The sequence below is a fragment of the Cellulomonas sp. P4_A2 genome, assembly GCF_056402515.1.
The window spans coordinates 15,109-38,770 of record NZ_JBFUHG010000012.1 but is presented as its reverse complement, the minus strand read 5'-3'; the positions used below and the strand labels follow the sequence as shown (position 1 = coordinate 38,770).

General features: G+C 73.7%; 15 protein-coding genes and 1 tRNA gene. 7 read left to right on the top strand and 9 right to left on the bottom strand.

Features of this window, described 5'->3' with window-relative positions:
* Window positions 1-114 precede the first annotated feature (114 nt).
* The 5 genes from AC1DUE_RS12870 to galU all read right to left on the bottom strand — a co-directional run bounded on the left by AC1DUE_RS12870 (window position 115) and on the right by galU (window position 4,596).
* Window positions 115-187, bottom strand: a tRNA-Ala gene (locus AC1DUE_RS12870).
* Window positions 188-267: 80 nt separating this feature from the next.
* Window positions 268-1,701, bottom strand: coding sequence for a hypothetical protein (locus tag AC1DUE_RS12865; protein ID WP_477039823.1), 1,434 nt, complete (start codon window positions 1,699-1,701; stop codon window positions 268-270).
* A gap of 118 nt (window positions 1,702-1,819) precedes the next feature.
* A complete protein-coding gene (locus AC1DUE_RS12860) occupies window positions 1,820-2,428 on the bottom strand; it encodes a GNAT family N-acetyltransferase (protein ID WP_477039822.1) in 609 nt (202 codons plus the stop codon).
* The gene (locus AC1DUE_RS12855; protein WP_477039821.1) at window positions 2,425-3,657 is read right to left on the bottom strand and encodes a molybdopterin molybdotransferase MoeA; all 1,233 of its coding nucleotides are present in this window, start codon (window positions 3,655-3,657) and stop codon (window positions 2,425-2,427) included. The genes AC1DUE_RS12860 and AC1DUE_RS12855 overlap by 4 nt, the downstream gene beginning before the upstream one ends.
* Window positions 3,658-3,696: 39 nt before the next feature.
* A complete protein-coding gene (gene galU / locus AC1DUE_RS12850; RefSeq protein ID WP_477039820.1) occupies window positions 3,697-4,596 on the bottom strand; it encodes a UTP--glucose-1-phosphate uridylyltransferase GalU in 900 nt (299 codons plus the stop codon).
* Between the two features lie 102 nt (window positions 4,597-4,698).
* On the opposite strand from galU, the gene AC1DUE_RS12845 reads away from it, so the two are divergent.
* A complete protein-coding gene (locus tag AC1DUE_RS12845; protein ID WP_477039819.1) occupies window positions 4,699-5,334 on the top strand; it encodes a 5-formyltetrahydrofolate cyclo-ligase in 636 nt (211 codons plus the stop codon).
* 11 nt (window positions 5,335-5,345) lie between these two features.
* Here the strand turns inward: AC1DUE_RS12845 and AC1DUE_RS12840 are convergent, their stop codons facing one another.
* Window positions 5,346-7,946 carry a penicillin acylase family protein gene (locus AC1DUE_RS12840; protein ID WP_477039818.1) on the bottom strand — a complete coding sequence of 867 codons (2,601 nt, stop codon included), beginning with the start codon at window positions 7,944-7,946 and terminating at the stop codon, window positions 5,346-5,348.
* A gap of 160 nt (window positions 7,947-8,106) precedes the next feature.
* Here AC1DUE_RS12840 and AC1DUE_RS12835 point away from each other — a divergent pair, with 160 nt between their 5' ends.
* The 3 genes from AC1DUE_RS12835 to mscL all read left to right on the top strand — a co-directional run bounded on the left by AC1DUE_RS12835 (window position 8,107) and on the right by mscL (window position 9,878).
* The gene (locus tag AC1DUE_RS12835; protein ID WP_477039817.1) at window positions 8,107-8,427 is read left to right on the top strand and encodes an FmdB family zinc ribbon protein; all 321 of its coding nucleotides are present in this window, start codon (window positions 8,107-8,109) and stop codon (window positions 8,425-8,427) included.
* A 149-nt stretch (window positions 8,428-8,576) separates the two neighbouring features.
* A complete protein-coding gene (locus tag AC1DUE_RS12830) occupies window positions 8,577-9,254 on the top strand; it encodes an SAF domain-containing protein (protein ID WP_477039816.1) in 678 nt (225 codons plus the stop codon).
* A gap of 78 nt (window positions 9,255-9,332) precedes the next feature.
* Window positions 9,333-9,878: a large conductance mechanosensitive channel protein MscL gene (gene mscL, locus AC1DUE_RS12825; protein ID WP_477039815.1), complete on the top strand. Its 546-nt coding sequence runs from the start codon at window positions 9,333-9,335 to the stop codon at window positions 9,876-9,878.
* Between the two features lie 98 nt (window positions 9,879-9,976).
* On the opposite strand, the gene AC1DUE_RS12820 is transcribed toward mscL, so the two are convergent.
* Window positions 9,977-10,258, bottom strand: a complete 282-nt coding sequence (locus tag AC1DUE_RS12820) for a hypothetical protein (RefSeq protein ID WP_477039814.1) — start codon at window positions 10,256-10,258, stop codon at window positions 9,977-9,979.
* 448 nt (window positions 10,259-10,706) lie between these two features.
* On the bottom strand, window positions 10,707-15,749 hold the full coding sequence (locus AC1DUE_RS12815; protein WP_477039813.1) for a hypothetical protein: 5,043 nt from the start codon (window positions 15,747-15,749) through the stop codon (window positions 10,707-10,709).
* Between the two features lie 680 nt (window positions 15,750-16,429).
* Here AC1DUE_RS12815 and AC1DUE_RS12810 point away from each other — a divergent pair.
* The gene (locus tag AC1DUE_RS12810) at window positions 16,430-18,355 is read left to right on the top strand and encodes an ATP-binding protein (RefSeq protein WP_477039812.1); all 1,926 of its coding nucleotides are present in this window, start codon (window positions 16,430-16,432) and stop codon (window positions 18,353-18,355) included.
* A gap of 13 nt (window positions 18,356-18,368) precedes the next feature.
* Here AC1DUE_RS12810 and AC1DUE_RS12805 read toward each other — a convergent pair whose 3' ends face one another.
* On the bottom strand, window positions 18,369-19,679 hold the full coding sequence (locus AC1DUE_RS12805) for a helix-turn-helix domain-containing protein (RefSeq protein WP_477039811.1): 1,311 nt from the start codon (window positions 19,677-19,679) through the stop codon (window positions 18,369-18,371).
* Window positions 19,680-19,849: 170 nt separating this feature from the next.
* Here AC1DUE_RS12805 and AC1DUE_RS12800 point away from each other — a divergent pair, with 170 nt between their 5' ends.
* Together AC1DUE_RS12800 and AC1DUE_RS12795 are read left to right on the top strand one after the other, a co-directional pair.
* Window positions 19,850-23,062 carry an eCIS core domain-containing protein gene (locus tag AC1DUE_RS12800; RefSeq protein WP_477039810.1) on the top strand — a complete coding sequence of 1,071 codons (3,213 nt, stop codon included), beginning with the start codon at window positions 19,850-19,852 and terminating at the stop codon, window positions 23,060-23,062.
* Window positions 23,059-23,574 (top strand): hypothetical protein, encoded by a 516-nt coding sequence (locus tag AC1DUE_RS12795; RefSeq protein ID WP_477039809.1) that lies wholly within the window; start codon window positions 23,059-23,061, stop codon window positions 23,572-23,574. The genes AC1DUE_RS12800 and AC1DUE_RS12795 overlap by 4 nt, the downstream gene beginning before the upstream one ends.
* The last annotated feature ends 88 nt before the right edge of the window (window positions 23,575-23,662 follow it).

Below are 23,662 nucleotides of genomic sequence, written 5' to 3'. Positions count from 1 at the left end.
ACGGGGGGCGCGAGGCGACCTCGGCCGCGACGTCCGGCGAACCACTCGACGGATCGCGCGCTCCGGACAGACGACGACGGCGGCCTCCCGAGGGGGGCCGCCGTCGTGTGCGGGTGGAGCTGAGGGGATTCGAACCCCTGACCTTCTCATTGCGAACGAGACGCGCTACCAACTGCGCCACAGCCCCGCGAGCGGGCTAAAGACTAACACCACGGCTGCTCGCTTCGCGAAATCCGGGAGCCTTCCGCAGCCGTGGGTCGGGGTCGATCACTCCCCTGCGGCGCGACGCTTCGCCAGGACCGCGTTGAGGTCGATGCTGCCCGTGGTCTCGACGGGGGCCTCCAGCGGGGCGCGGTCCTCGGCGGGGACCTCGACGGGCGTGCGGGCCGCCGTCGAACCCTCGAGGTTCTCCAGCGGTGCGGGCTCGCGACGGGGCGCGGACGGCTTCATCGTGTAGGTCGGCCGCGGGACGGGGACCGGGGACCAGGCCTCGTCGTCCGCGGCTGCCGCATCGGCGCCGGTGAACTCGGCGACCTGGGCGACCGGGTCGGTGAGCGCCGAGCGGCGGACGACCGGGATGGCACCCGTGGAGTGCCGCGCGGGCCCGCCGGTCTCGCCCTTGTCCTCGACGATGCGCTCGAACACCTCGGTGCTGGCGTCGGACGGGTGGATCGCGCGGCCCACGAACGCGAGCGTGGACTCGCGCCGGTCCGGTGCGGTCGCGTGCGCGGTGTCGAGCCCGGCGGTCACGACCGGCTCGGCGCCCACGGCCGCACCCGCGGACTTGGCAGCAGGAGCGGACTTCGCAGCAGGAGCGGACTTCGCAGCAGGAGCGGACTTCGTGGCAGAACCCGACGCAGCGGCCGGAGCGGACGTCGCAGCGGGGGCCGACTTCGCGGCAGTGGCGGACTTCGCCGCCGGCGCGGACGACGCGGCGGGGCGGGCGGCGGTGGAGGTGGACGACGAGGTCGACGAGGCAGAGGCAGAGGTTGCCGTCGCCGAACGAGCGGCACCCGATCCCGCCGCGGTGGCCGTGGGCTCGGCGGCGACGCGGGCCTGGGCGGCGGCGGTCGCGACGGCGCGCTGGGCCCCGGTGCGCGGGGCACCGGCCACGCGACGCTCGTCGGCGATCCGGGCCTCCCACTCGGCGTCGGCCKCGCGGCCGGCGAGGACGGCCCGACGACCGAGGACGAGAACGGTGCTGAGCAGGACGGTCGGGGCGACACCGGCGACCCAGCCGACGGTCGGCACGAGGGCGACGGCGGTCCAGCCGGCGACGGTGGCGAGCAGGAGGAGGCCGGCCAGGACGGCGCGGCGACGAGCGGCGGCAGCACGACGTGCGACCGCTGCGGCGCGAGCAGCGCGCGCCTGGGCGGCACGCCTCGCGGCGTCTGCGGTGATCCGGTCCTGCATGCCTCGCGGTCGGTCCACGGTGGCGCCTCCTCCTCCGCTCCCGATCTGCACCGGGAGCCCCTTGCCCGGGGTCAGTAGCCCCGCGGTACTGCTGGCCGTCGAGGCCAGGGCCGGAACGGCCACCGAGGCCGGACGCGTGGTCACTGCGACCACGCGCAGCGCCTCGGAGAACCGGTCGTCCGCCCGGGACTCGAGCAGCTGTTGCCGGTGCCTCAGCTTGTGCGGCACCAGGTAGGCCACCCACAGGCCGACCAGCGCGAGCGCGACCGGTCCTGCGAGATCGTTCACGCACCGACGGTAGGCGCGGGAGCAGCCTCGACCGGGGAGGGCGGCGGCGTGTCGGACCTCGGGCCGGCCGGGACACCCCGGGCGGGTGACGACGACGCCGGCGAGCGCCCGGGGACGACTACGAGCCGGTCAGGCGGCGGGCGTGCCAGCGCGCCAGGAGCCCCTCGGGCACGTCCTCGACGGTCAGGGCGAACGACCGGTGGTCGCACCAGCGGTCCTGGATGTGCAGGAAGCGCTCGCGCACGCCCTCGTCGCGGAACCCGAGCTTCTCGACGACCCGCAGCGAGGGGCCGTTCTCGGGCCGGATGTTCACCTCGATGCGGTGCAGGTTGAGCACGCTGAAGCAGTGGTCGGTGGCCAGGGCCACGGCCGTCGGGGTGATGCCGCGTCCGGCCACGTGCTCGGACACCCAGTACCCGATCGCGGCGGACCGCAGCGAGCCGTAGGTGATCGAGGAGACGGTCAGCTGCCCGACGAGCTCCCCGGACAGGTCGATCGCGAACGGGAGCGTCGTCCCGGCGCGGGCCTGGGAGCCGAGGGTGCGGACGAACGCGCCGAACGAGGGCCGCGGACCGGTCACGGGGATCGGGCTCGTGGCGTCCCAGGGCTCCAGCCAGCCGGCGTTGATCTGGCGCAGCTCCATCCAGGCGTCCTGGTCGCGACGACGCAGCGGCCGCAGGCGCACGTCCCCGTCGACGAGGACGGCGGGCCATCCGACGGCCGTCATCCTTCGAGCACCAGGCAGTGGATGGTCTGGCCGGGGTGCACGGTCAGCTCCTGCTCGCCGACGACCGCGAGCGCGTTGGCGTGCGCGAGGGCGCTGATGCTCGGCTCGGACGGGTCGCCGAGCGGCGTGAGCCGGTAGCCCTCGTCGGGAGACCCGAGCACGGTGGCCGGCACGAACTGGCGCAGGCCGGGCGGGGAGATCCACCCGGTGTCCGCGACGGCGGCGACGGACGGTCGGAACACCTCGGTGTGGCCGGCCATCGTCCGCAGCGCGGGGCGGACGAAGACCTCGAACGACACCTGCGCGGCGACGGGGTGGCCCTGCAGCGCGAAGATCGGCACCGCCCGGTCGCCGTCCTCGCCGGAGAACGTCCCGAACCCGTGCCGGTACCCGGGCGTCATCGCGACCTGGTCGAGGCGGACGCTGTCCATCGGGGCCAGGACGTCCTTGACGGTGTCGTGCGTCAGCTCGGACAGCCCGCCGGTGAGGATGATCAGGTCGGCGCGGACCAGCTGGTCCTCGAGCGCCTCGCGCAGGACCGCGCGGTCGTCGGGAAGCGCGGCGACCCGCACGGACGCGGCTCCGGCGTCCCGGACGGCCGCCTCGAGCGCGTGCCCGTCGGCCTCGAACACGGTGCCGGCCGGTGCGCCGGTGCTCCCCGGCTCGACGAGCTCGTCGCCGACGGAGAGCAGGACGACGCGCGGCGTCGGGTGCACGCGCAGCCGACCCCGACCCATCGACGCGGCGAGCGCGAGCTGGCGCGCGCCGAGCCGGGTGCCGGCCTCGAGCACGACCTGCCCCGTCCGCACGTCGGAGCCCGCGGGCCGCACGTGCTGGCCGGCGACGGCGGGACGCTGCATCGAGACCCGAGCGGTCCCCCGGTCGGTCTCCTCCAGCGGCACGACCGCGTCGGCGCCGATCGGCAGCGGCGCACCGGACGCGATCCGCACGGCGGTGCCGGGCACGAGCCGCAGCGGGGCGCCCTGCCCGGGGCGGACGTCGTGCGCGACCGGCAGCGGCGTCTCCGTCGCGTAGCCCGACCGCGACGTGTCGTGCGCGGCGACGGCGTACCCGTCTCGCGCAGCGACGCCCACCGCGGGCAGGTCCTGCGTGGCGACGACGTCGGCGGCCAGGATGCAGCCGACGGCGTCGTGCAGGACGACGTCGAGCGGCGACACCGGCCCGACAGCCGCGAGCACCGCGGCCAGGTGGTCCTGCACCGATCTCATGCGCGCATTCTGCCCCGCCGCGGGCGCAGGCGTGGCACGTCAGTCGTCGAGCTTCGCCGCGTACTCCGTCAGCCACGCCCGGAAGTCGGGGCCCAGGTCAGGTCGGTCCGAGGCGATCTGGACGACGGCCTTGAGGTAGTCGAGCCGGTCACCGGTGTCGTAGCGACGACCGCGGAAGACCACGCCGTAGACGCCGCCACCCTGGTCGGCGGGCATCTCGGCGAGCGTCGCCAGCGCGTCGGTCAGCTGGATCTCGCCGCCGCGCCCGGGCTCCGTGCGCTCGAGCACCTCGAACACCGCCGCGTTGAGCACGTACCGGCCGATGATCGCCAGGTTGCTCGGCGCGTCGGCGGCGTCCGGCTTCTCGACGAGGGCGGTCACGCGGACCTGGTCCTCGTCGTCGTCGGAGAACGGCTCCACCGCGGCGCACCCGTACAGCGAGATCTGCGACGGCGGCACCTCCAGCAGCGCGATCACCGACCCGCCCGTGCGCTCCTGGAGCTCGAGCATGGTGCTCAGGAGCTCGTCGCGCTCGTCGATCAGGTCGTCGCCGAGCAGGACCGCGAACGGCTCCGCGCCGACGTGGTGCTTGGCCTGCAAGACTGCGTGCCCGAGGCCCTTGGGCTGTCCCTGCCGGACGAAGTGCACGTGCCCGAGCTCGCTGGACTCGCGGACCTTGGCCAGCCGCTCGGTGTCTCCCTTGGCCTCGAGCGCCTGCTCGAGCTCCGGGGCGGCGTCGAAGTGGTCGGCCAGCGAGCGCTTGGACCGGCCCGTGATCAGCAGGACGTCGTCGAGGCCGGCGCGGACCGCTTCCTCCACGACGTACTGGATCGCCGGCTTGTCGACGATCGGGAGCATCTCCTTGGGAGTCGCCTTCGTGGCGGGCAAGAACCTGGTGCCCAGACCCGCGGCGGGGATGACTGCCTTCTGGATGGTCATCTGGGGACCCTAGCCGCGGGTGCGGAACCGCGCAGTGGCGTAGGTCACCACACCCGCCCTGGGGAGGATCTCCGACGGGGTCCCAGGTGCGACACTGGAGGCATGAGCAGCGTCGCCCAGCCCTATCCGCACGTCTCCGAGGGGGACGAGGTCGAGGACGTCAAGGAGCAGCTGCGGCTGGCCATCCGGGAGGCGCGCAAGACGCGGTCCGCCCGTCGTCGCGAGGAGGCCGCGCAGGCCCTCGCCAAGGTCGTGCTGACCATCCCGGCCGTCGAGAACGCGCGCTGCGTCTCGGTCTACGCCGCGCGCGCGACGGAGCCCGGCACGGGCGTCCTGCTCGAGGAGCTGTCCGCCCGTGGCGTTCGCGTCCTTATGCCCGTCCTGGGCAGCGGCCTGCAGCGGGACTGGGCGGAGTACGCGGGTCCCGACGACCTGCGCGAGCGTGCGCCGGGACGTCCGCCCGAGCCGGGCGGTCCGACCCTGGGCGCCGCGGCGCTGGCCGAGGCAGACGTCGTGATCGCCCCCGCGCTGGCCGTCGACACCAGCGGCGCACGGCTCGGGCAGGGCGGCGGCTGGTACGACCGGGCGCTCGAGCACCTGCGGCCGGGCGTCCCCGTGGTCGCGCTCGTCTTCCCCGAGGAGCTCTACGACGCCGAGGTGCGCCCACTGCCGAGCGAGCGCCACGACCGCGCGGTCGACGCCGTGGCGACGCCCGAGGAGTGGCACCTGCTGCACTGAGGTGCGGTGCCCTAGGGGTGCAGCGTCAGACGGTCGTTCGCGTCCGCCTCGGTGGCCGCGGCGGAGAACGGCCACGGGAACGTCTCACCCCTCGACCACGGTCCGAGCTGGTCGGCGTAGTGCACGCTCGCCGGGTGCCCCGAGGCTCCCGTGAGGGTCACCCAGGTCGACGAGTCCAGGTCGCCGAGGTCGACCACCATGCGCATCGACGGTGCGGCGGTCACCCCGTAGTCCTGGCTGGTGCCGTCCTCGCCGACCGCGCTCGCGTCCCAGGCGGTCGCGTCCACGATCGAGGAGCCGCCGCCGACCGGCAGCGGTGAGGGGTTCACCAGCGAGCGGATCAGCCCGGGGACGGACGAGCCGCCGAGCAGCAGGTGCTCGGGGGCGGCGGTGTGCAGCTTGCCCCAGCGCCACTGGGTCGCGTCCCGGCCCAGCTGGGCGGTGAGCTGGCGACGGGCCGAGACCATGGCGTCGGTCAGGATCTCGTCGCGCCCCTCGACCACCCCTGCGGTCGTCTTGTCGTCCCACCATGGCGACGTCGGCTCGTCGAGCAGGTTGCGGACCACCTCGAGCCAGCGCGAGCCGCCGGTCGGGCCCTCGCCCTCGGGCAGGTCGTCGGCGAAGGCCGAGCGCATCACGTCGGCCCACACCGCCGCAAAGTAGGCCGCGGCCGCGGAGTCGTCGGACTGCACGCGGTCCCAGCTGCGCAGCAGGTCCTGCCCGGCGCGGTCGAACGCCAGCTGCGAGCTGGTGCCGACCTTCGGGATCTTCTGCTCCAGCAGCGTGGGGACCAGGACGTCCGCGTACGGGTTGTGCTGGTCGAACTGGATCTCGCTCATGTCCGCGACGGTGAGCTTGTGGTCCTTGGCCGCCTCGATCTGGTCCCGGATCCGCTGTGCCCGGTAGCCGTAGTCCCAGTCGTCGGTGAGGAACGGGCCCACCCCGGCGGGCGTCACCGCGTTGTTGGCCGTGACGATGAAGCCCGCAGCGGGGTCGAGCGCGCGCGGCATGTCGTCGGGGTCGACGTAGCCCTGCCAGTCGTAGACGCTGTCCCAGCCCGGCCGCGGCCACGTGCCGTCCGACGGGACCGGCCCGCCGACGACGTCCGCGCGGACCGGGATCCGGCCCGGCGCCTGGTACCCGATGTGACCGTCGGTCGTCGCGAACACGATGTTCTGCGACGGGACGTCGAGCAGCGCAGCCGCGGCTCGGATGTCGTCGGCGTCCTTCGCGACGTCCATCGCGAGCACGGCCTCCATGCTCCGGCTCGGCTGCAGGGCGGTCCACGCGAGCGCGACCTCGAAGCGGCTGCCCGGCGCGTTGTCCGGCACCGGCGCGCCCGCCACGGTGTCGACGTCGAGCACGTCGGAGACGATCGGGCCGTGCACCGTCTCGCGCACCGGGAGCCGGATCGGGTCACCGCCGTTGACGGTGATGATCTCGGTGCGCTCGGTGATCGGCTCGGTGCCGCCGTTCATCCGCGTGGTGCTGCCGTCGACCCGCTCGAGGAAGAAGTCGCTGACGTCCGCGCCCAGGTTGGTCAGGCCCCAGGCGAGGTTCGCGTTGTGGCCGATGACGACACCGGGCATCCCGGCGAACGAGAAGCCGGACACGTCGTAGGGGCACGCGCTCGAGACGTCCGCGCACCGCAGACCGACCTGCGCCCAGACGCCCGGCGCGGAGATGCCCAGGTGCGGGTCGTTGGCCAGCAGCGGCTTGCCCGACTCGGTCAGCGCGCCGCCGACGACCCACGAGTTCGACCCGACGCCCTCGCCCTCGCCGACCAGGTGCGGCACCGCCTCGAGGGCCTTCTGGGCGCTCGCCATCGCCCGCTGCAGGTCGTCCTGCCCCAGGTCGAGGCTGGTGGTCGACGCCGTGCCCGTCACCGTGCTCGGCAGGTCCTCGCGCGTCAGGATCGGCGCGTTCAGGTCCTGCGGGTAGGCCGGGTAGAGCTGGTCGACACGGGCCACGTCACCGATCGTCGAGAACGCGGCCGCGCGGCCCAGCTCGTCGTCGAAGTTGCCGCGCAGGTCCCACGCCATGGCCTTGAGCCACGCCAGCGAGTCGACCGGGTCCCACTTCTCCGGGTCCTTGATGTCGAGCTGGAGGTCCAGGATCGTGTACTCGACCGCGATCGCACCCTTCGGCTTGCCGTCCAGGTACGCGTTCACGCCGTCCGCGTACGCCTGCAGGGCCGCCCGCGTGGCCGGTGTGACCTGCTGCCACTCCTGCTCGGCGACCCGTCGCCAGCCCAGCGTCCGGGTGACCTTGTCCGCGTCGACGGCGTCCTTCACGTTGCCGACGAGCTCCGCGAGCCGGCCGGACGTCACGTGCCGGCGGTAGTCCATCTCGAAGAACCGGTCCTGCGCCGCGACGTACCCCTGCGCCATGAACAGGTCACGCGACGACCGCGCGGTGATCGTCGGGACACCCCGGTCGTCGCGCGTGACCGTGACGTCGGCGCCGAGGCCCGGGAGATCCAGTGAGCCCGCGACCTCCGGCAACGGGCGGCGGACCACCACGAACCCGGCGACGACGACGCCGACGAGGACGACGACGAGCACCACGGCGAGCGTGATGAACGAGAGGCGGACCAGGTGACGACGAGGCACGCTTCGGAGGGTACTTCGCCGGACCCTGAACCGTTCGATCGCGTGGTCGCTCGGAATGTCGGGGCCCCGGATGCCGTTAGGATTGGCACTCGGATGTTGTGAGTGCCAGGTCCTCGTCTGATCGCCTGAGCCGCCGACCACCTGCCAGGAGTCGTTCTTCGTGCCTACCTACGCCTACGCCTGCACCGCCTGCGGCCACGCCTTCGAGGCGGTCCAGTCCTTCAGCGACGACTCCCTGACCGTGTGCCCCGAGTGCGACGGACGCCTGCGCAAGGTGTTCTCGTCCGTCGGTGTCGTGTTCAAGGGGTCCGGGTTCTACCGCAACGACGCCCGCGCCGGAGCGAAGTCGTCCACCCTGAGCCCAGCGCCGTCGACGTCGTCCTCCACGTCGGATTCGTCGTCGTCCACCTCGACGACCCCCGCGCCGGCACCTGCGCCCTCGACCCCCGCGCCCGCAGCGAAGCCGGCCGCGACCTCCTGATCTCCCCGGCGCCGCCTCTGACGGCGTCTGCCTGTTCTCGATGACTCGGGCTCGAGGTGCTGGGTGTCACCAGCCGACCACAGCCCCGCCGCCCGCGTTCTGCGGCCCGGACTCGTCGAGGAGGCTCGACGGCCTCCTAACGTCGGGGCATGCGCGATCTCGCCGGCCGGCCGCCACCGCTCACCCCGCGCCGGCCTCCCTTGCCCGTCCGGCTGCGGGTCTTCCTGTGGCGGTGCCGGTTCCTGGTCTGCGCGCTCTTCCTCGGCCTCGCCGCAGCCTCGACGGTCCAGGCGGTCCGACCGCCTGCGGCGCCCACCGTCGGGGTCGTCGTCGCGGCCCGCGCGGTTCCCGCCGGTGTCTCGCTGACCGCGTCCGACGTGCGGGTCGCCCGATACCCGGTCGCGACCGTGCCCGACGGTGCGCTGACCGCTCTCGCGTCCGCCGTCGGCGCCTCGACGGCCGTCCCGCTCAGCGCCGGCAGCCCGCTCGGGCCCGGCGTGCTCGCCTCCGCGGAGGTCAGCGGACCACCCGGAACGGTCGTCGCGACGGTCCGGTTCGCCGACCCCGCCGTCGCCGGTCTCCTCTCGGCCGGTATGCACGTGGACGTGCTCGCGGCGACCGCCGAGGGCGGCCCGGGAGGGGTGGTCGCGCGCCGGGCGCTCGTCCTGCCCGTCGCGCGCCCGCCCGCCGCGTCGAGCGGGCTGCTGGGCGGTGGCGCCTCCGGCGACGACTCGGTCCCCGTGCTCGTCGCCGTGTCGCCCGACGAGGCGCCCGCGCTCGCTGGCGCCGCCGCCTCCGCCTTGCTGTCCGCCGTCGTCGTGCCATGATCGATCGGATCGATCGACCAGCAGTGCACACCCGCGGCGTCGCACGGACGACAGCCCACCCCTCCACGAGGAGCACCCATGACCGACCGGATCAACAGCGGCCTGCGCGGAGCAGGCGAGCGGCTGCAGGGCACCGCGAAGGTGCTCCAGGGATTTAAGGACTTCGTCTCACGCGGCAACGCGATCGAGCTCGCCGTCGGTGTCGTCATCGGCGCCGCGTTCGGGGCCGTCGTCAAGGCGTTCGTCGACGGGCTGATCAGTCCCCTGATCGCCGCGATCTTCCGCAAGACCGACCTGAGCAACGTGCTCACGTTCGAGATCAACGGGGCCATCTTCTCGATCGGCCTGATCCTGAACGCGATCATCCTGTTCCTGTTCACGGCCGCCGCCGTCTACTTCTTCATCGTCCTGCCCCTGAACGCCCTGGCCACCCGCCGCAAGGCCGGCATCGAGGACGAGCCGGCGGCCCCCGCCGAGGACATCCTGCTGCTCCAGGAGATCCGCGACCTGCTCGCGGGCCGCCCGTCGCCCGCGGTCGCGAACGACGCCGGCCCGGACTCCCCCGACGTCGGCTACCCCGGCGGCACGGGCCCCGTCCCGCCGTCGATCCCGCCGGGCACCTGACCCGCACCGTCGACCGTTGACGAAGGCCCGGCCTCCTGAGCGAGGTCGGGCCTTCGTCGTCTGCTCACGTGCCGTCGCTGTCTCTCAGGGGGTCGGCCTCACCAGTGCGGCGGCTTGTCCGTGGTGAGCCGGTCGTCATTGGTACCGGTCTCGCGCTCGCCCCAGCCGACGTCCGTGTCGTCGTCGCTCCGGGCGAGGGGACTCGTGCGTGGAGCGGGCGTCGCCGCCTGTTCGGTCGGCGGTGTGTCGGCGTCGCTCGTCAGCGCCGGCAGCACGGAGACGAGGTTCGCGTCGTCGCCACCGACCGTCCCCGCATGCCGGACGGCCCGCCGCGACCGCCGCACGGGCACCGCGTCGCCCGCATCCCCAGACTCCACCACCCGCCCATGATCCCACCCGACCTCAGCGAGCTGGCGTCGCTCGAGGCGAGGGGTCGCCCAGGCCCGCGGCTCGATGCGAGGGTCGCCAGGCCCGCGGCTCGAAGCGGAGGCACGAGCGATCTACGAGCGGGTGACAGCACTGACCATTTCTGCTCGGGACGCAACCCCGCGCGGGCCCGCAAGGTCCGAGCGGATGTGCGCCCAGGCGAGCGCTCGCACGGACGCGTGGAGGGCACGTTGGCCCGCGTGTGGGGCCTGGCACTCGACCAGGACGTCCGCGCTCGTGCGCGCTATGACAGCGACGAGTGCGGACGTTGCGTGGGGTGCTGCCGGGACGTCCGCGCTCGTGAGGGCTATTGCGTCGACGAGTGCGGACGTTGCGTGGGTGCTGTCGGGACGTCCGCGCTCGTGAGGGGTATTGCCCCCACCAGTGCGGACGTTGCGGGTGTCAGGACAGGGCGCGGGCGATGGCTGAGCGGACCGCTGTGTCGATGCGGTAGGAGCGGCGGGTCACGCCCAGCTCGTCGCGCAGGGCTGCGGCCAGCTGTTCGCGGGTGCGCTCCTGCTCGTCGGACCGGAGCCAGTCGACGAGCTCGTCGAGCTGGTCGTCGCTGTAGGCGCCGATCGGCAGGCCCTTGCGGACGTCGGGACGCTGACGGGTCGGGACGGCCAGTGCCAGCTGGAGCGGGCGGCTCGGCGGCGCCGGATCCTCGGCGGGCTTGCCGGAGCCGGCGGGCTGATCGGTGTCCGTGGTCTGGTCGGAGCTGGCTGCCTCGGCGGTGGGCGATGCGGAGTCTGCAGCTCCGGCGGCCGCGGCAGCCTTGGAGGAGGGGACCTCGATCCGGGCCGGGACGACCGGGATGCCGCGCGGGGCGCTGTGCGCGGCGCGCGAGGCGGGTGCTGCCGGTGCGGCGGGCGGGCGAGAGGCCTCGGCGCGGACGGCTGCCGCGCTGAGGGAGCCCGTCAGGACCGAGTCGACCAGGACAGGGTGCGCCGGGACGGAGCGGACCGGGCCGGAGTCGGGGCGGGCCACGTCGTCGGGGTGGGACGCGAAGGCGCCCGAGTCCGTCGAGACGGACCCGTCGGGGTGGACGGGCAACGAGCCGGAGCTCGTCGGGACCGCGCCGGTCGTCGTCGGCACCGCGCCGGTCGTCGTGGGCACCGCGCCGGTCGTCGTGGGCACCGCGCCGGTCGTCGTGGGCACCGCGCCGGTCGTCGTCGGCACCGCGCTGGTCGTCGTAGGCACCGAGCCGGTCGTAGGCACCGCGCCGGTCGTCGTGGGCGCCGAGGCAGACGAGTCCGGGCCGGCGGTCGCCGGGACCCGCTCGGACGCGGTGGCGGGAGCCTCAGGCTGGGCGGCAGACGCCTTCTTCGGAAGCTCCGCCGACGGTGCGGACCCGGTCGACGAGGCGTCGGCCGCCGCGGCGTCGACCGGGAGGTCGGTCACCAGTGCGTCGGCAACGACGGCGTCAGTGACGGTTGCGTCGCCAGCCGAGGCGTCGGGTGCCGCAGCCGTGGGGAGCTCGTCGACGTCGTCGGACTCGTCGAGAAGGCCCGGAAGGCCGAGGTGCAACGGACCGCTTCGGGGGCTGGCCGGGGCGGGGACGCGGGCGTGGACGGCGCGACGGATGCGGTCGACCTCGGCCTGCGGGTCGATGAACGCGGCCGCGGACCAGACGCGCACGACGGACCAGCCGACGCTCTCGAGGCGGTCGGCGGTGAGCCGGTCGCGCACGCGGACGGAGGGCTCGGCGGTGTACTCGGCGTCGTCGGTGAGGACGGCGACGAGCATCTCGTCGGGCAGGTCGGGGTGCCCGACGACCAGCGGGATGCGCTCGCCGCCGGGGATGCCGTGGTCGGCCTCGACGAGCAGCCCGTGCTTCCACAGGCGCTCGGCGATGTCGAGCAGGAGCCGGTCGGGCTCGATGGCCGGGATGTCGAGCGCCGCCGAGGAGCCGGGCGCGACGGCACCAGCCTCGAGGGCGGGACCGAACCGTGGCGTCACCAGGTCGGCGTCGGCGGAACCGGCGGAGCGGCGGGCCGCGAACGACAGCAGGTCGGCGAGCAGCTGCGGGCCGGCGCCGCGCAAGCGCGTCGGGTCGAGGTCGTCGGCGCCGAAGCAGGACACCACCGTGAGCCGGTGCCGCGTGGAGCCGAGGGCGTCGAGCAGCAGCGCGTCGCCGCCCGCGGCAGACACAGGCCCGAAGGAGTGCAGCACGCGCTTGTGCGGGGTCCGGCCCAGGCCGACCGACAGGATGATCGCCTCACGGCGCAGGCCGGCGACGTTCGGGAGGTCGGTGACGACGAACGGCTCGGTGCGGCCGGCGTCGAAGAACGCGGCGAGCGCGAGGTTGGCGCGGACCTCCCCGAGCACCGCCTCGCGGACGGCCTCGGCGTGCCCGGGCGTCGCGGTGATGACGGCGAGCGACTCGTCGGGACGCAGGAGCGCGTGCGTGAGGACGAGCTCGACGACGTGCTCGACCTCTTCGCGCGTCGAGTCGATGATCCCCGTGGTCCGCGACGGCATCCCGGTGCCCTCGACGATGTCGAGGTGCACGAGCGGCCGGTGCTGCGGCAGCGGCGTGGGGCGCAGGACCCCGGCGTAGCCGTGCGCGCCGAGGAACGCGGTCAGGTAGGGGTCGCGGCGCGACGCACCGGCGAGCAGGGCGACCGACGGCAGCACGTCCGCGAGCGCGCGGACGGCAGTGCTGGAGGCGCAGCGGGCGTCGCCGATCACGACGATCTGCCGGCCGCGGGCGATCGCGGCGAGCGCGACCTCGACGGGCAGGTGCGCGGCCGAGTCGAGGACGACGAGGTCGACGGTGCGGGTGGGCGGGAGCACCTGCGGCACCAGCATCGGGCTCGCGGCGATCACCGGACGCAGGCGTCGGGCGACGTCCGGGTGCCGGGTGACCGTGTCGCGCAGGGTGGTCAGACGCTCCTCGACGAGGTCGGCGAACAGCGCCTCGGCCTGGTCGCGGTGCTGGCGCAGGGCCGAGCCGATGTGCCCCACGACCGAGGTCAGGACGGGTCCGGGCAGGCTGTCGACGTGCGCGCGGTCGAGGGACGCGTAGTGCGCGGACAGCCCGCCGAGCGCGGTGCCGTCGTAGCCGGCCAGCGCGGGGTCGTCGGCGAGGATCTGCTCGATGACCGTGCTCCACCAGGCCAGGTCGAGCTCTGCGGGCGCCAGCGACGGGTCGGTCTTGCGCGACGCGAGGTCCTCGACCAGCGGGCCGAGCCCGGCGAAGCGCAGGCGGTGCAGCAGGCCGGTGCGGTCGGGCAGGGTCTTCAGAGCCGAGGTGTCGGCGCGCAGCCGGGTCAGGCGCTCGAGCAGCACCGGGAACGCCAGTCCGGAGAGGCCCGCACCGAGCGGCGTGCCCGCGAGCACCTCGTCGAGGGCGTCGAGGTCGGCCCGCACGGCGGCGAACTCCTCCTCGATGAGCTCCAGACCATCGGGCAGCCGCGGCCACCCGCCGGACGGGCAGTGCGCCTGCCACACCTCGCGCTGAGCCTGGACCTCGAGCAGCGCGGCGTGCAGGTCGGCGACGGGCCGGCCGGGCCGCAGCATGTCCTTGGACTGCTTGCGCAGCCTGCGACGCACCCAGTAGCCCATGGGCACGTCGTGCTTCTCGCGCCACTGCTTCGTGGCCGTCGCGGCGACGAGGTCGGCTGCGGTTCGCTCGAAGACGATCGGCTGGAACACGTCGAGGGCGGCGCGCACCCCGTCGAGCATGCCGAGCTGCTCGGCCCACGCGCGCAGCGTCGTCGCCTGGACGAGTCCGGTCTCGACGGCGACCTGCGCGGTCCGCTCGACGAGGCCGGGCAGGGTGCCGTCCAGCAGGCGCTCGATGCGGCGCACAGCGTTGTCCGCGTCGGCGCGGGTGCGCAGGTCGGCGCCGTACCAGGGAGTGTCGGTCGGCCGGACCTGGAACGCGCCGAGCTCGCCGGCGCGCACGAGGTCGGCGGTCAGCTCGGCGCGGCGCTCGGCGTCGAGCACGCGTGCGACGTCGGTGGTCAGTCGGACGGTCGTGCGGGGAGTCGGCCGGGTCGAGGTCAGGCGCGCAAGCTGCTGCAGCGCGTCGTAGGCGGAGACTCCCCACGGGGCGCGCTCGGCGTGCAGCGCGTCGACGTAGGCACGCAGCCGCTCGCGCTCGGCGACGAGCGAGGACCGCAGCGCGACGACGCCCTGCGCGTCGACGGCCGGAGCCTCGAGCGTCATGGCGCCGAGCAGCCGACGCGAGATCGCCGACCGCCAGCCGGCGTCGGGGGCGACGTCGAGCAGCAGGTCACCCAGCCCCAGCGAGGTCAGCCGGGCGGCCAGCGCGGTCGCAGCGCGGCGGTGGCCGGGCACGTACAGGACCGTGCGCCCGGACGCGGCGGCATCGGCGACGAGGGCGGCAAGCGTCCCGGTGACGTCGGCGCCGGCGGGCGCGTCGACGAACAGGTGCGCGCCGGTGGCCGCCACGTCGAGCACGTGCTGCTGCGCGGGGTCGAGGTCGCCGACGCCACGCTCGAGGGCGGGGTCGCGGTCTCCGGCCACGGGCGCGGGAAGGGGCCGGCGCAGGTCGGTGTCGATGCCGGCGAGAGCGGCGACCACCTCGTGGCGCTCGAGGGTGCCCGAGAGGTTGTCCAGGTCATCGACGAGGATCTGTCCCGGGTGGACGAAGGTGCCGACCACGACGCGCTCGGTCAGCGAGAAGTCGTCCAGCACGGCCTCGCCGAGCGAGGCGAGCCGCTGCAGGGCGCCGCGCGGGTCGAACCCGTTGGACGTGAAGGTGCCGCGCGCGACGGCGCCCGGGTCGAGCAGTGCGCCGCGCGACCGCAGCGCGCGGGCCAGCACGGGGTTGACCTCGAGCGACGGCTCCAGCGCGAGCTCGTAGTCGCTCTCGCCCGACCCGCGCGCCCGCAGGCTCACCGGCCGGAGCAGGACGGGTGCCCGGACCGTGCGGGGCGCGGCCTCGGGCTGCTCGATGCCGGAGTGGTCGCGCTGGCGCGTGACGGTCGCGAGCGCCGCGACGTCGTCGGTGGCCACGTCCGGGGTGGTCCGCTCGGTCCAGGTGGCCACGCCGATCGCGAGCGACGTGGGCAGGATCCCGTAGCGCTGGGCGTAGACGGAGGCACGGGCCGAGACGGCGCGGGCCCGGCGGCGCGCGGTGGACAGCGCGGCGCCCTCACGGACCAGGTTGGACAGGCGCGTCTCGCGGCCGGCGAAGAGCTGGGAGATCCCCGACGGGTGCGCGGCCGTGAGGTCGAGCGCGGCCTCGCCGAGAAGCTCGACGTCGACGAGCGTGGACCCGCCCGCGGCCTCGACCAGGGCGGCGCGCCACGTGGCGACGGCACCCTCGAGGACCTCGGCGGGACTGGGCGGCTCGACGAGCGCGACGACGGCATCGGCGCCGTCGAGGCCTGCCTCGGCAGAGTCGTCGACAGCGATGGCGGACTCGGGAGCCTGGTCGGGCCCCGAGCCGGAGGAGCGCGCGGGGACGGTCACGATGGAACGCTAACCGCGGACCCCTCACCGGCCCGGGAGGGCGCGCCGAGGCGGTCGCACCAAGGCTCCCGCCAAGCCGCGGAAGCGGACGCACCCAGGCCGCGGGAGCGGACGCACCCCCGGCCGCGGAAGCGGAGGCACACCCGGCCGCGGAGGCGGACGCACGAAGGGCGCGGTCCGGATCAGATGATCCGCCGCGCCCTTCGGACGTGAAGACGGTGCGCACCGCGCAGGGGGCAGGCGATGCGCACCGTCGGGGATGAGTCTGCTGCACAAAACTGTGCTGGTCAAACGTCCAGTGGAGATTCACGGATGATTCGCTCGCATGACGTATCACGCGTCGATCCGCACGATCACGCGGCAACCGAGCGGGTCTGTCCAGTCATTCTCACCCCGAGAATGAGTTGTAGGCGGCCTCACGTGATTTTTCCGCGGCAACGCCCCAACAAGGCATCTCGTCAGCCTTCAAACGACTTCAGTGACATTCTTGTAGACCACCAACTTCGCACACAGGTGGGGCACAGGGATGCGTTCGAGACGTGTCCCCGGAACGGAGCAACGGGACCGTCGCGGCGGAGCCCGGGCTGGGTAATCGCTACCGGACTTGGCGGCTCACCCTCGACGCGGGGGCCGCGGGCGGGCGAGAGTACGGGTCGAGAAGCACGCCCCGAGGAGACCCCATGAGCACGACGACCGACCAGCCCGCCCGGTCGACGACCGCGGCACTGGCCGCGGCGGTCGACCGTCGCGGCGACTGGCCCGGCCGCGAGCGCGCGCGGGCCGCACTCACGGCCTTGGAGGTCGACGACCCCGCCAGCGCAGCCCAGGAGCACCTGGACACGGTCAGCGACATCTTCGGGCTCTCGTCGACGGACCGTGCCCTCCTCGAGGTCGCGCTCCTGGCCGAGCTGCACCCGAGCGCGCACCTGCTCACGGGTCTGCTCTCGGGCGACGAGGGTCCGGCGCGGCCGACCGCCGCCCTGGCCCTCGAGCTCGCGGGCGCGAGCGTGGTCGACGCGGCGGCGCGCGCCCGACTCATGGACGACGGCCCCCTGCAGCGCCGCGGTCTGCTGACGCTCCAGGGCGACGACGTCCTGCTCGCCCGCCGCCTGCGGGTGCCGGACCGCGTGGTCGCCCGGCTGCTCGGCTCGCACCGGGTGCCGGACCTCGTGGCCCGCGTCCTGCGTACCCCGCTGCCGGTGGACGTGGACGGCTACCTGGAGGTCGCCGGCGCGATGACCCTGGGCGAGCAGCTCGTCTGGGTGCACTCCCCCGTCGGCACCGCCGGCACCGCTCTCGCGGTCGCGGCCTGCCGGGAGGTCGAGGTCACGTGCCTCGTCGGCGACCTGGAGCGTCTGCCCGTCACCCCCGGGCTGGGCACCGACCCCGCCCTCGTGCGTGAGACGACCCGCGCCCTGGTGCTCGAGGCCGGCCTCGACGGCAGCGTCCTGGTGCTCGCCGGGGCGCACCTCGCCGCCGAGCTGCTGGGCGACCTCGACGCCGTCGTCCCCGTGATCGCGGTCGGCCGGTCTCCCTGGGACCCGCGGTGGGCGGTGGGGCTCCCCGCGGCCGTCATCGCCGGACGGCTGACCCAGGACGAGCGCGCCGAGCAGTGGCACCGTGTCGTCGGCGAGCACGCGACCACGCGCGACGTCCTCACGCTGCGGATGACGCCCGAGGAGATCAGCGCGGTCGGTCGTCGCGCCGAGACGGATGCCGCCCGGACCGGCCGGCAGGTCGAGCCGGACGACGTGCGCCTGGCGGCCCGGCGGCTCGGGAACACGCACGGCCCGCGCGTCCGCACGAGCGGGTCGCCGGCGACCCTCGACGACCTGGTCCTGCCCGCGCACACGCGCGGCGAGGTGGAGCGCCTGATCGGCTGGGCCCGCGACCGCGACGAGGTGCTCGCTCTCGGGGAGCTGCAGGGCAAGGGCGGAAAGGGCACCGGCATCTGCGCCCTGTTCTCGGGCAGCCCGGGCACGGGCAAGACGCTCGCCGCGCACGTCGTCGCGGACTCCCTGGGCATGGACCTCTTCCAGGTGGACCTCTCGTCCGTCGTCGACAAGTACATCGGCGAGACCGAGAAGAACCTCGAACGCGTCTTCACGCAGGCGGAGTCGCTCAACGCCGTCCTGTTCTTCGACGAGGCCGACTCGCTGTTCGGCAGCCGGTCCTCGGTGTCCGACGCACGCGACCGGTACGCCAACCAGGAGGTGTCCTACCTCCTGCAGCGGATGGAGGCGTCGGAGGGCATCACGGTCCTCGCGACCAACCTGCGCGGCAACCTCGACCCCGCCTTCGCGCGTCGGCTGCACTTCATGGTCCATTTCCCCGACCCCGACGAGCCGACGCGCCGGATGCTCTGGACGCACCACCTGGCACAGCTGCCCCGCACCGACCCCGCGGACCCGATGGACGTCGAGTTCCTGGCGCGCAGCCTCGAGGTCGCAGGCGGAGACATCCGCAACATCGTGCTGGCGGCCGCCTACGACGCGGTCGCGGACAGCCGCGTGGTCGGGATGCGGGACGTCCGCGCGGCGACCGTCCGCGAGATGGCGAAGCTCGGGCGGCGCACCGGCGACGCCCGCTGGACGGACGAGGGCTAGCCGGGACGAGCGGTCAGGCCCACATCCGCGTCGGCACCGAGCCGCGGATCCCCGCGGCGGCGAGCGCGTGCGAGTACGCCTCGACGACGCGGTCGTCGTGGTCCTTCGCGAGCCGCAGCCGGTCGCCGATCCGCCGCCAGAGCGTCGCGGCCGGCCGGCCCGACGAGGCCAGGTCCATGAGCTCGGCCGCCCGGCGGTACTCCGCGACGGCCTCGGCGCCGGCCCGCTGGGCGAGCAGCGCGTCGCCGAGCGCCTCGTGCGCGGCGGCCGCGTCCCGACGGACCTCGTCGCCGAGGAGCTCGAGCGCGTGCAGGGCGTGCCGCTGGGCGGCCAGGGCGTCGTCGAGCTGCAACGACGCCCGCGAGCGAACCGACGCGGCCCGGGCGAGCTCGACCGTGGACTCGTCGATCTCGAGGGCGGTCTGGGCCGCGTCCAGCTCGGCGAGGGCCTCCTGCGGGCGCGGCGGATCGACGGAGACGAGCAGGAAGGCGCGGTCGAGCCGGAGCCGGGGCAGGTCGCGGTTGACGTCGTCGGCCTGCGTGAGCGCGATGGCGGCGTCGAGCTGGCCGAGGGCGGCGTCCAGGTCGCCCAGCGCGTCGTCGATGAACGCGAGGTTCCAGTGCACCGCCGAGACCGCGCTCGGGCTGCCGAGCCGGCGGGTGCGCTCGAGCAGGTTCTGCCCGCGGAAGCGCGCGTAGGTGGTGTCGCCGCGCGCGATGTAGGCCCAGACGATCGTCGACTCCAGCCGCACGACCTCCTCGGTCCCCGCGACGGACTCCGGGAGCGTCGCCAGCAGCTGCTCACCCCGGGCGACGGCACTCTGCAGGTCGGCGGCCTCGGTCAGCGCCATGACGATGCGCATCGCTGCGCGGGCGGCGAGCCGGTGCCGCTTGGTGAGCGAGACGCCGGCGAAGACCTTCTCGAGCACCTCGATGGACGCCCCGAGATCGCCGGCGACGTCGAGCGCCTCGGCGTGCGCGAGGCCCACCTCGGCGGCGGTCTCGACGTCCACCTGCGCCACGTCGGTGCGGGCGAGCACCCGCGCCGCGGCGAGCGCCGAGCCAGCGCGGGACAGCTGCCGGGCCTGGACGAGCGCGGACTCGACGGCGAGGTAGGCCGGCGCGCGGTCCCCGTCGAGGAGGAACTCGACCGTCACGCCGAGCGTCCCGGCCGCACGCGCGAGCGCGTCGCCCCGCAGGACGCGCGTGTCCCGCTCGACGTGCGAGACGTAGGTGGGGTGCACGCCGACCGCGCGCGCAAGGTCCCCCTGGCTGATCCCGGCGGTCAACCGGGCGTCACGGAGTCGACGACCGAGCGAGCTCACGGAGCCAACGATAAGCACGCTGAGCATCTCGTGCGGACAACCAGGGGCGAACGGGTGATCTGTGCTGGACACCGCAACCTGCGTAGGCCTTACTGATGTCGTGGTGCCCCCGCGCCCGGCACGCTGAGCGGCAGGGGGCTCTGTGTCCTCGTCCGACGCCCGGAGGTCTTGTGAGCAGCCACGACGCACGTGTCCCGGTCGCCGCGGGTACGCAGTTCGCGCCCGCGGGGGAACTCGCGACCGCCGCACCGACCGTCGCCGTCCCCTCGATCGGCGTTCCGGTCGCCGGGCTCACCGTCGGGCACGCCGAGGACCCGGCCGAGCACGCCGCCGACCGGATGGCGGACGACGCGCTGGGCCGGCTGCACCGCTCGAACGTTCCGGCGGCCCCCGAGAACGACGTGCACGCGCACAACCCCGGCTGCGGTCACCTGCGCCGGTCGGTCTCGCCGACCGCGACCGTGGGCCTCGAGGGTGGTGCGCTCGACGCGACGTCGTCGGACCGGATCGAGGCCGCGCGCGGTGGCGGCTCACCGCTACCCGACGGCGTGCGCCGCCGCATGGAGACCGGGTTCGGCACGAGCCTGGGTCACGTGCGGGTGCACGACGGGGCGCAGGCGAGCGCGCTGAGCGCCGGTATTAGCGCCGAGGCGTTCACCACCGGCAACGACATCTTCTTCGGGGCCGGCCGGTTCGCCCCCGAGACGCCCGCGGGCGAGCAGGTGCTGGCCCACGAGATCGCGCACGTCCTCACCGAGGGCGGCTCGACCACCCGGCGCCTCTTCGGCAAGAAGAAGACGCCCGAGGAGAAGGCCGCCAAGGCGGCGGCGAAGCGCGAGGAAGAGGCCAAGGCCGTCCGCGCCAAGCAGAGCAAGAAGACTGAGAAGACCGAGCAGGCCGGGCTCAAGGAGTCGCGCAAGGAGGGTGTCGCGGGCCGCGAGGCGCTGACCACCGAGCTGTACGACACCACGAACGACGCCCCCCAGGCGCCGGTCTCCGGCAAGGTCAACGACGCCGGGCACGTGCCGCTCGGCAAGGACGCGACCGGCGCGCGCATGGACGACATGCACCAGCGGTTCGAGAAGGCTCTGCTCCGCGAGCAGGAGGTCTTCAACCAGCTCAAGGCCAAGAAGCTCGGCGGTTCCGACGAGAAGCGCGCCGAGATCGCCTACGACCAGGTGTGGAAGGGCGAGTTCAACGACCTGAAGGCCGTCCGCCCGCCGCGCGAGACCGCCGCCGAGCGCCTGGTGATCCAGGTGCGGCAGGCGCGCAACGAGGGCGAGATGGCGAACAGCGCGGCCGACGAGGAGAAGGCCGTCCTCAAGGTCAAGATGCTGCCCAAGGACGTCGAGGCCGCCTACGAGCGCATGGTCACGCACCGCAACGGCCTGATGAAGGCCGACCCCAAGCGCAGCGAGGTGCTGGCGCAGGACGAGGCCTACGAGCTGATCAAGAAGGGCATGCCGGTCAAGGACCAGGCGCTGCTCCCGCCCAAGGACGGCGCCCTGGACCAGGCCGCGTTCGCCGCGGCCGAGGGCCGGGTCGCCGCGCGCGACAAGCAGGCGAAGCGCGACGCGGCGACGATCGAGGAGAACCTGATGCTCCTCGACCCGGCCAAGCGCGCCGGCGCGGAGAAGAAGCCCGAGGCGACCAGCGAGACGCTGGACACCGTCAAGGACGTCGGCAAGGGCGTGGGTCTGGGCAAGACGATCATCAACGGCGCGGGCGGAGGGATCGCGGGTCTCGTCGGGAGCAAGCAGGACAAGAAGCTCCGCGCGGACCAGGGCGTGGTGAAGAACAAGGAGTTCACCACCTACGTGCCCGGGTTCATCGACCAGGGCACCGGCGAGGCCGTGCGCTCGGGCATGCGGGCCGACAAGCAGCTCGCCACCGGGCAGCGGGCGTTCAAGGAGCAGTCGCTCCCCCAGTCCGACGCGACGAAGGCCAAGTTCGGCATCGGCCAGGTCACCGGCATCCTGTCCGGGCTCATGACCGCGGTCGAGTCCGCGTTCCAGATGGTCAAGTCCGCCGAGGCGGCCTGGACGACGAAGGACCCGTACGAGGCCCTCAAGGCGACGAAGGCCGGCGCGGTCGGGCTCGACGGGCTCGTCAGCGTCGCCAAGAACTCCGCGGACCTGGCCAAGCTCATCGACAGCGGCGTGTCCGAGGGCGTCAAGCAGGTGATCCCGGGGCTCGACATCGCGGCGTCGGCGCTCGCCATGGTGCGCGGCGTGACCGAGGTCGCCTCGGCCGGAATGCGGCAGCGCGAGACGGACCTCTCGATGTTCGAGGCCCGCGCCGGCAGCGGCGAGAAGGTCAACGTCATGGTGTACCCGCTGATGAAGGTGTCGCAGGTCTACACCAAGCACCTCGAGCAGCAGTGCTGGTCGCTGGGCGTGAGCATCATCAACTTCTCGACGTCGGTCGCACAGGTGGCCTCGGCGGGCGGCTTCGGCGTCCCCGCGGCGATCAAGGCAGCCACGGCCGTCATCGACAACCTGCACAAGATCGCGCACTACATCGCGAGCAAGCTGCTCAACCAGATGGCGAAGACCGCGGAGAAGGAGTCCGCGGTCATGCACCTGGAGGGCGGCGCCGAGGACGAGCTGAAGAAGCACCCGAAGATGGCTGTCGACGGCATCATCATGAAGGCCGCCGGCGGCGACAAGACCGCGCAGAAGTTCCTGGCCAACTATCGGATCGACGGCAAGCCGATCACGCCGGACTACGTCACCCAGATCAAGCCGCGGCCGGTGAAGCCGTTCAACCCGAAGGCCAAGCCGGACGGCAAGGAGGAGCAGACGAGCAACGACGCGCTGCTGCTCAAGATCCGCGCGGTCGTGCTGGCCGGCATGGACACCAACGCCGACCCGCAGTCGATGTTCGAGGACCTCAAGAAGAAGGCCGCCCCCGTCACCGGAGCGCTCGGCGGGCTCTCCGAGGCATGGGCCGAGACCGACGGGCTCGCCAAGGACCGCAACAAGCAGGCCAAGGAGGGCAAGCTCGGCGACAACAAGAAGACGGACCGCGGCCTCGGCTGGCGGATCAAGCAGCTCTTCGCCTCCGAGAACCGCGGCATGCTCAAGGAGAAGACCGCGGCGCTCGGGTCGGCGGAGAAGCTCCCGCCCGGCATCGTCTGCGTCGTCGGCGACCTGCAGCTCAAGGACCAGTCCAGCCCCGTGCAGATCAAGACGTTCACCGACGCCCTGACCGTCGCGGGGATCGAGGCCGAGCTCAAGCGCACCCCGCGTCGCAACTCGCCCGAGTGGATCGACTTCCTGCGCGAGGCCCTCCGCAACAAGGCGGCGAAGTCGGCACCGTCGCGGCCGTCGTCGCCGGCGCCGACCCCTTGGGTCTCGGCCACACCGTCGGGGAAGCCGTGAGCGAGGACCCGTTCCTGACCTACGTCGCCGAGGCGCTCGCCTCGGCCGGGCGGGACCTCGAGATCGACGCGAACCTGAACGCGATCGACGTCGCCTCGGATGACGCCACCATCGGCTCGGTGCTCGGGATCGTGCGTCCGATCGCCCGCGCGGTGACCTTCTACGTGGTGCACCCGACCCTCGTGCCGATCAGCGCCTACCCCGACGTCGGTGACTTCATCGTGCAGTCGACGCCCGAACGGCTCGACGCGTCCCTCGAGGTCGACGTGACGACGGGCTCGGTCGCGTACCGGATGCCCGTCCTGCTCGGCGATGCCCAGCTCGACGTGGACACCTTCGGCCAGCTGCTCGTGGCCTCGGTCGAGGCCGTCGAGACCCTTGCCGCCCGCTTCCGGGGTCCGCTCGACGCGGTGATCGCCGGCGAGCTCGCGCCCGCCGCGGCCGTCGCGCAGATCCGTCGCGCCCCGCTCGACGAGGTCATCGCGGAGCTCGACGAGCTCGAGGGTCGCTGACGCCGCACGTCGTCCTCGGGTGCCGTCCTCGCGCCCGCCCGGCACACGGCTCCCCATGAACGGCTGGCTGTCAGAAAGCAGCGCGGCC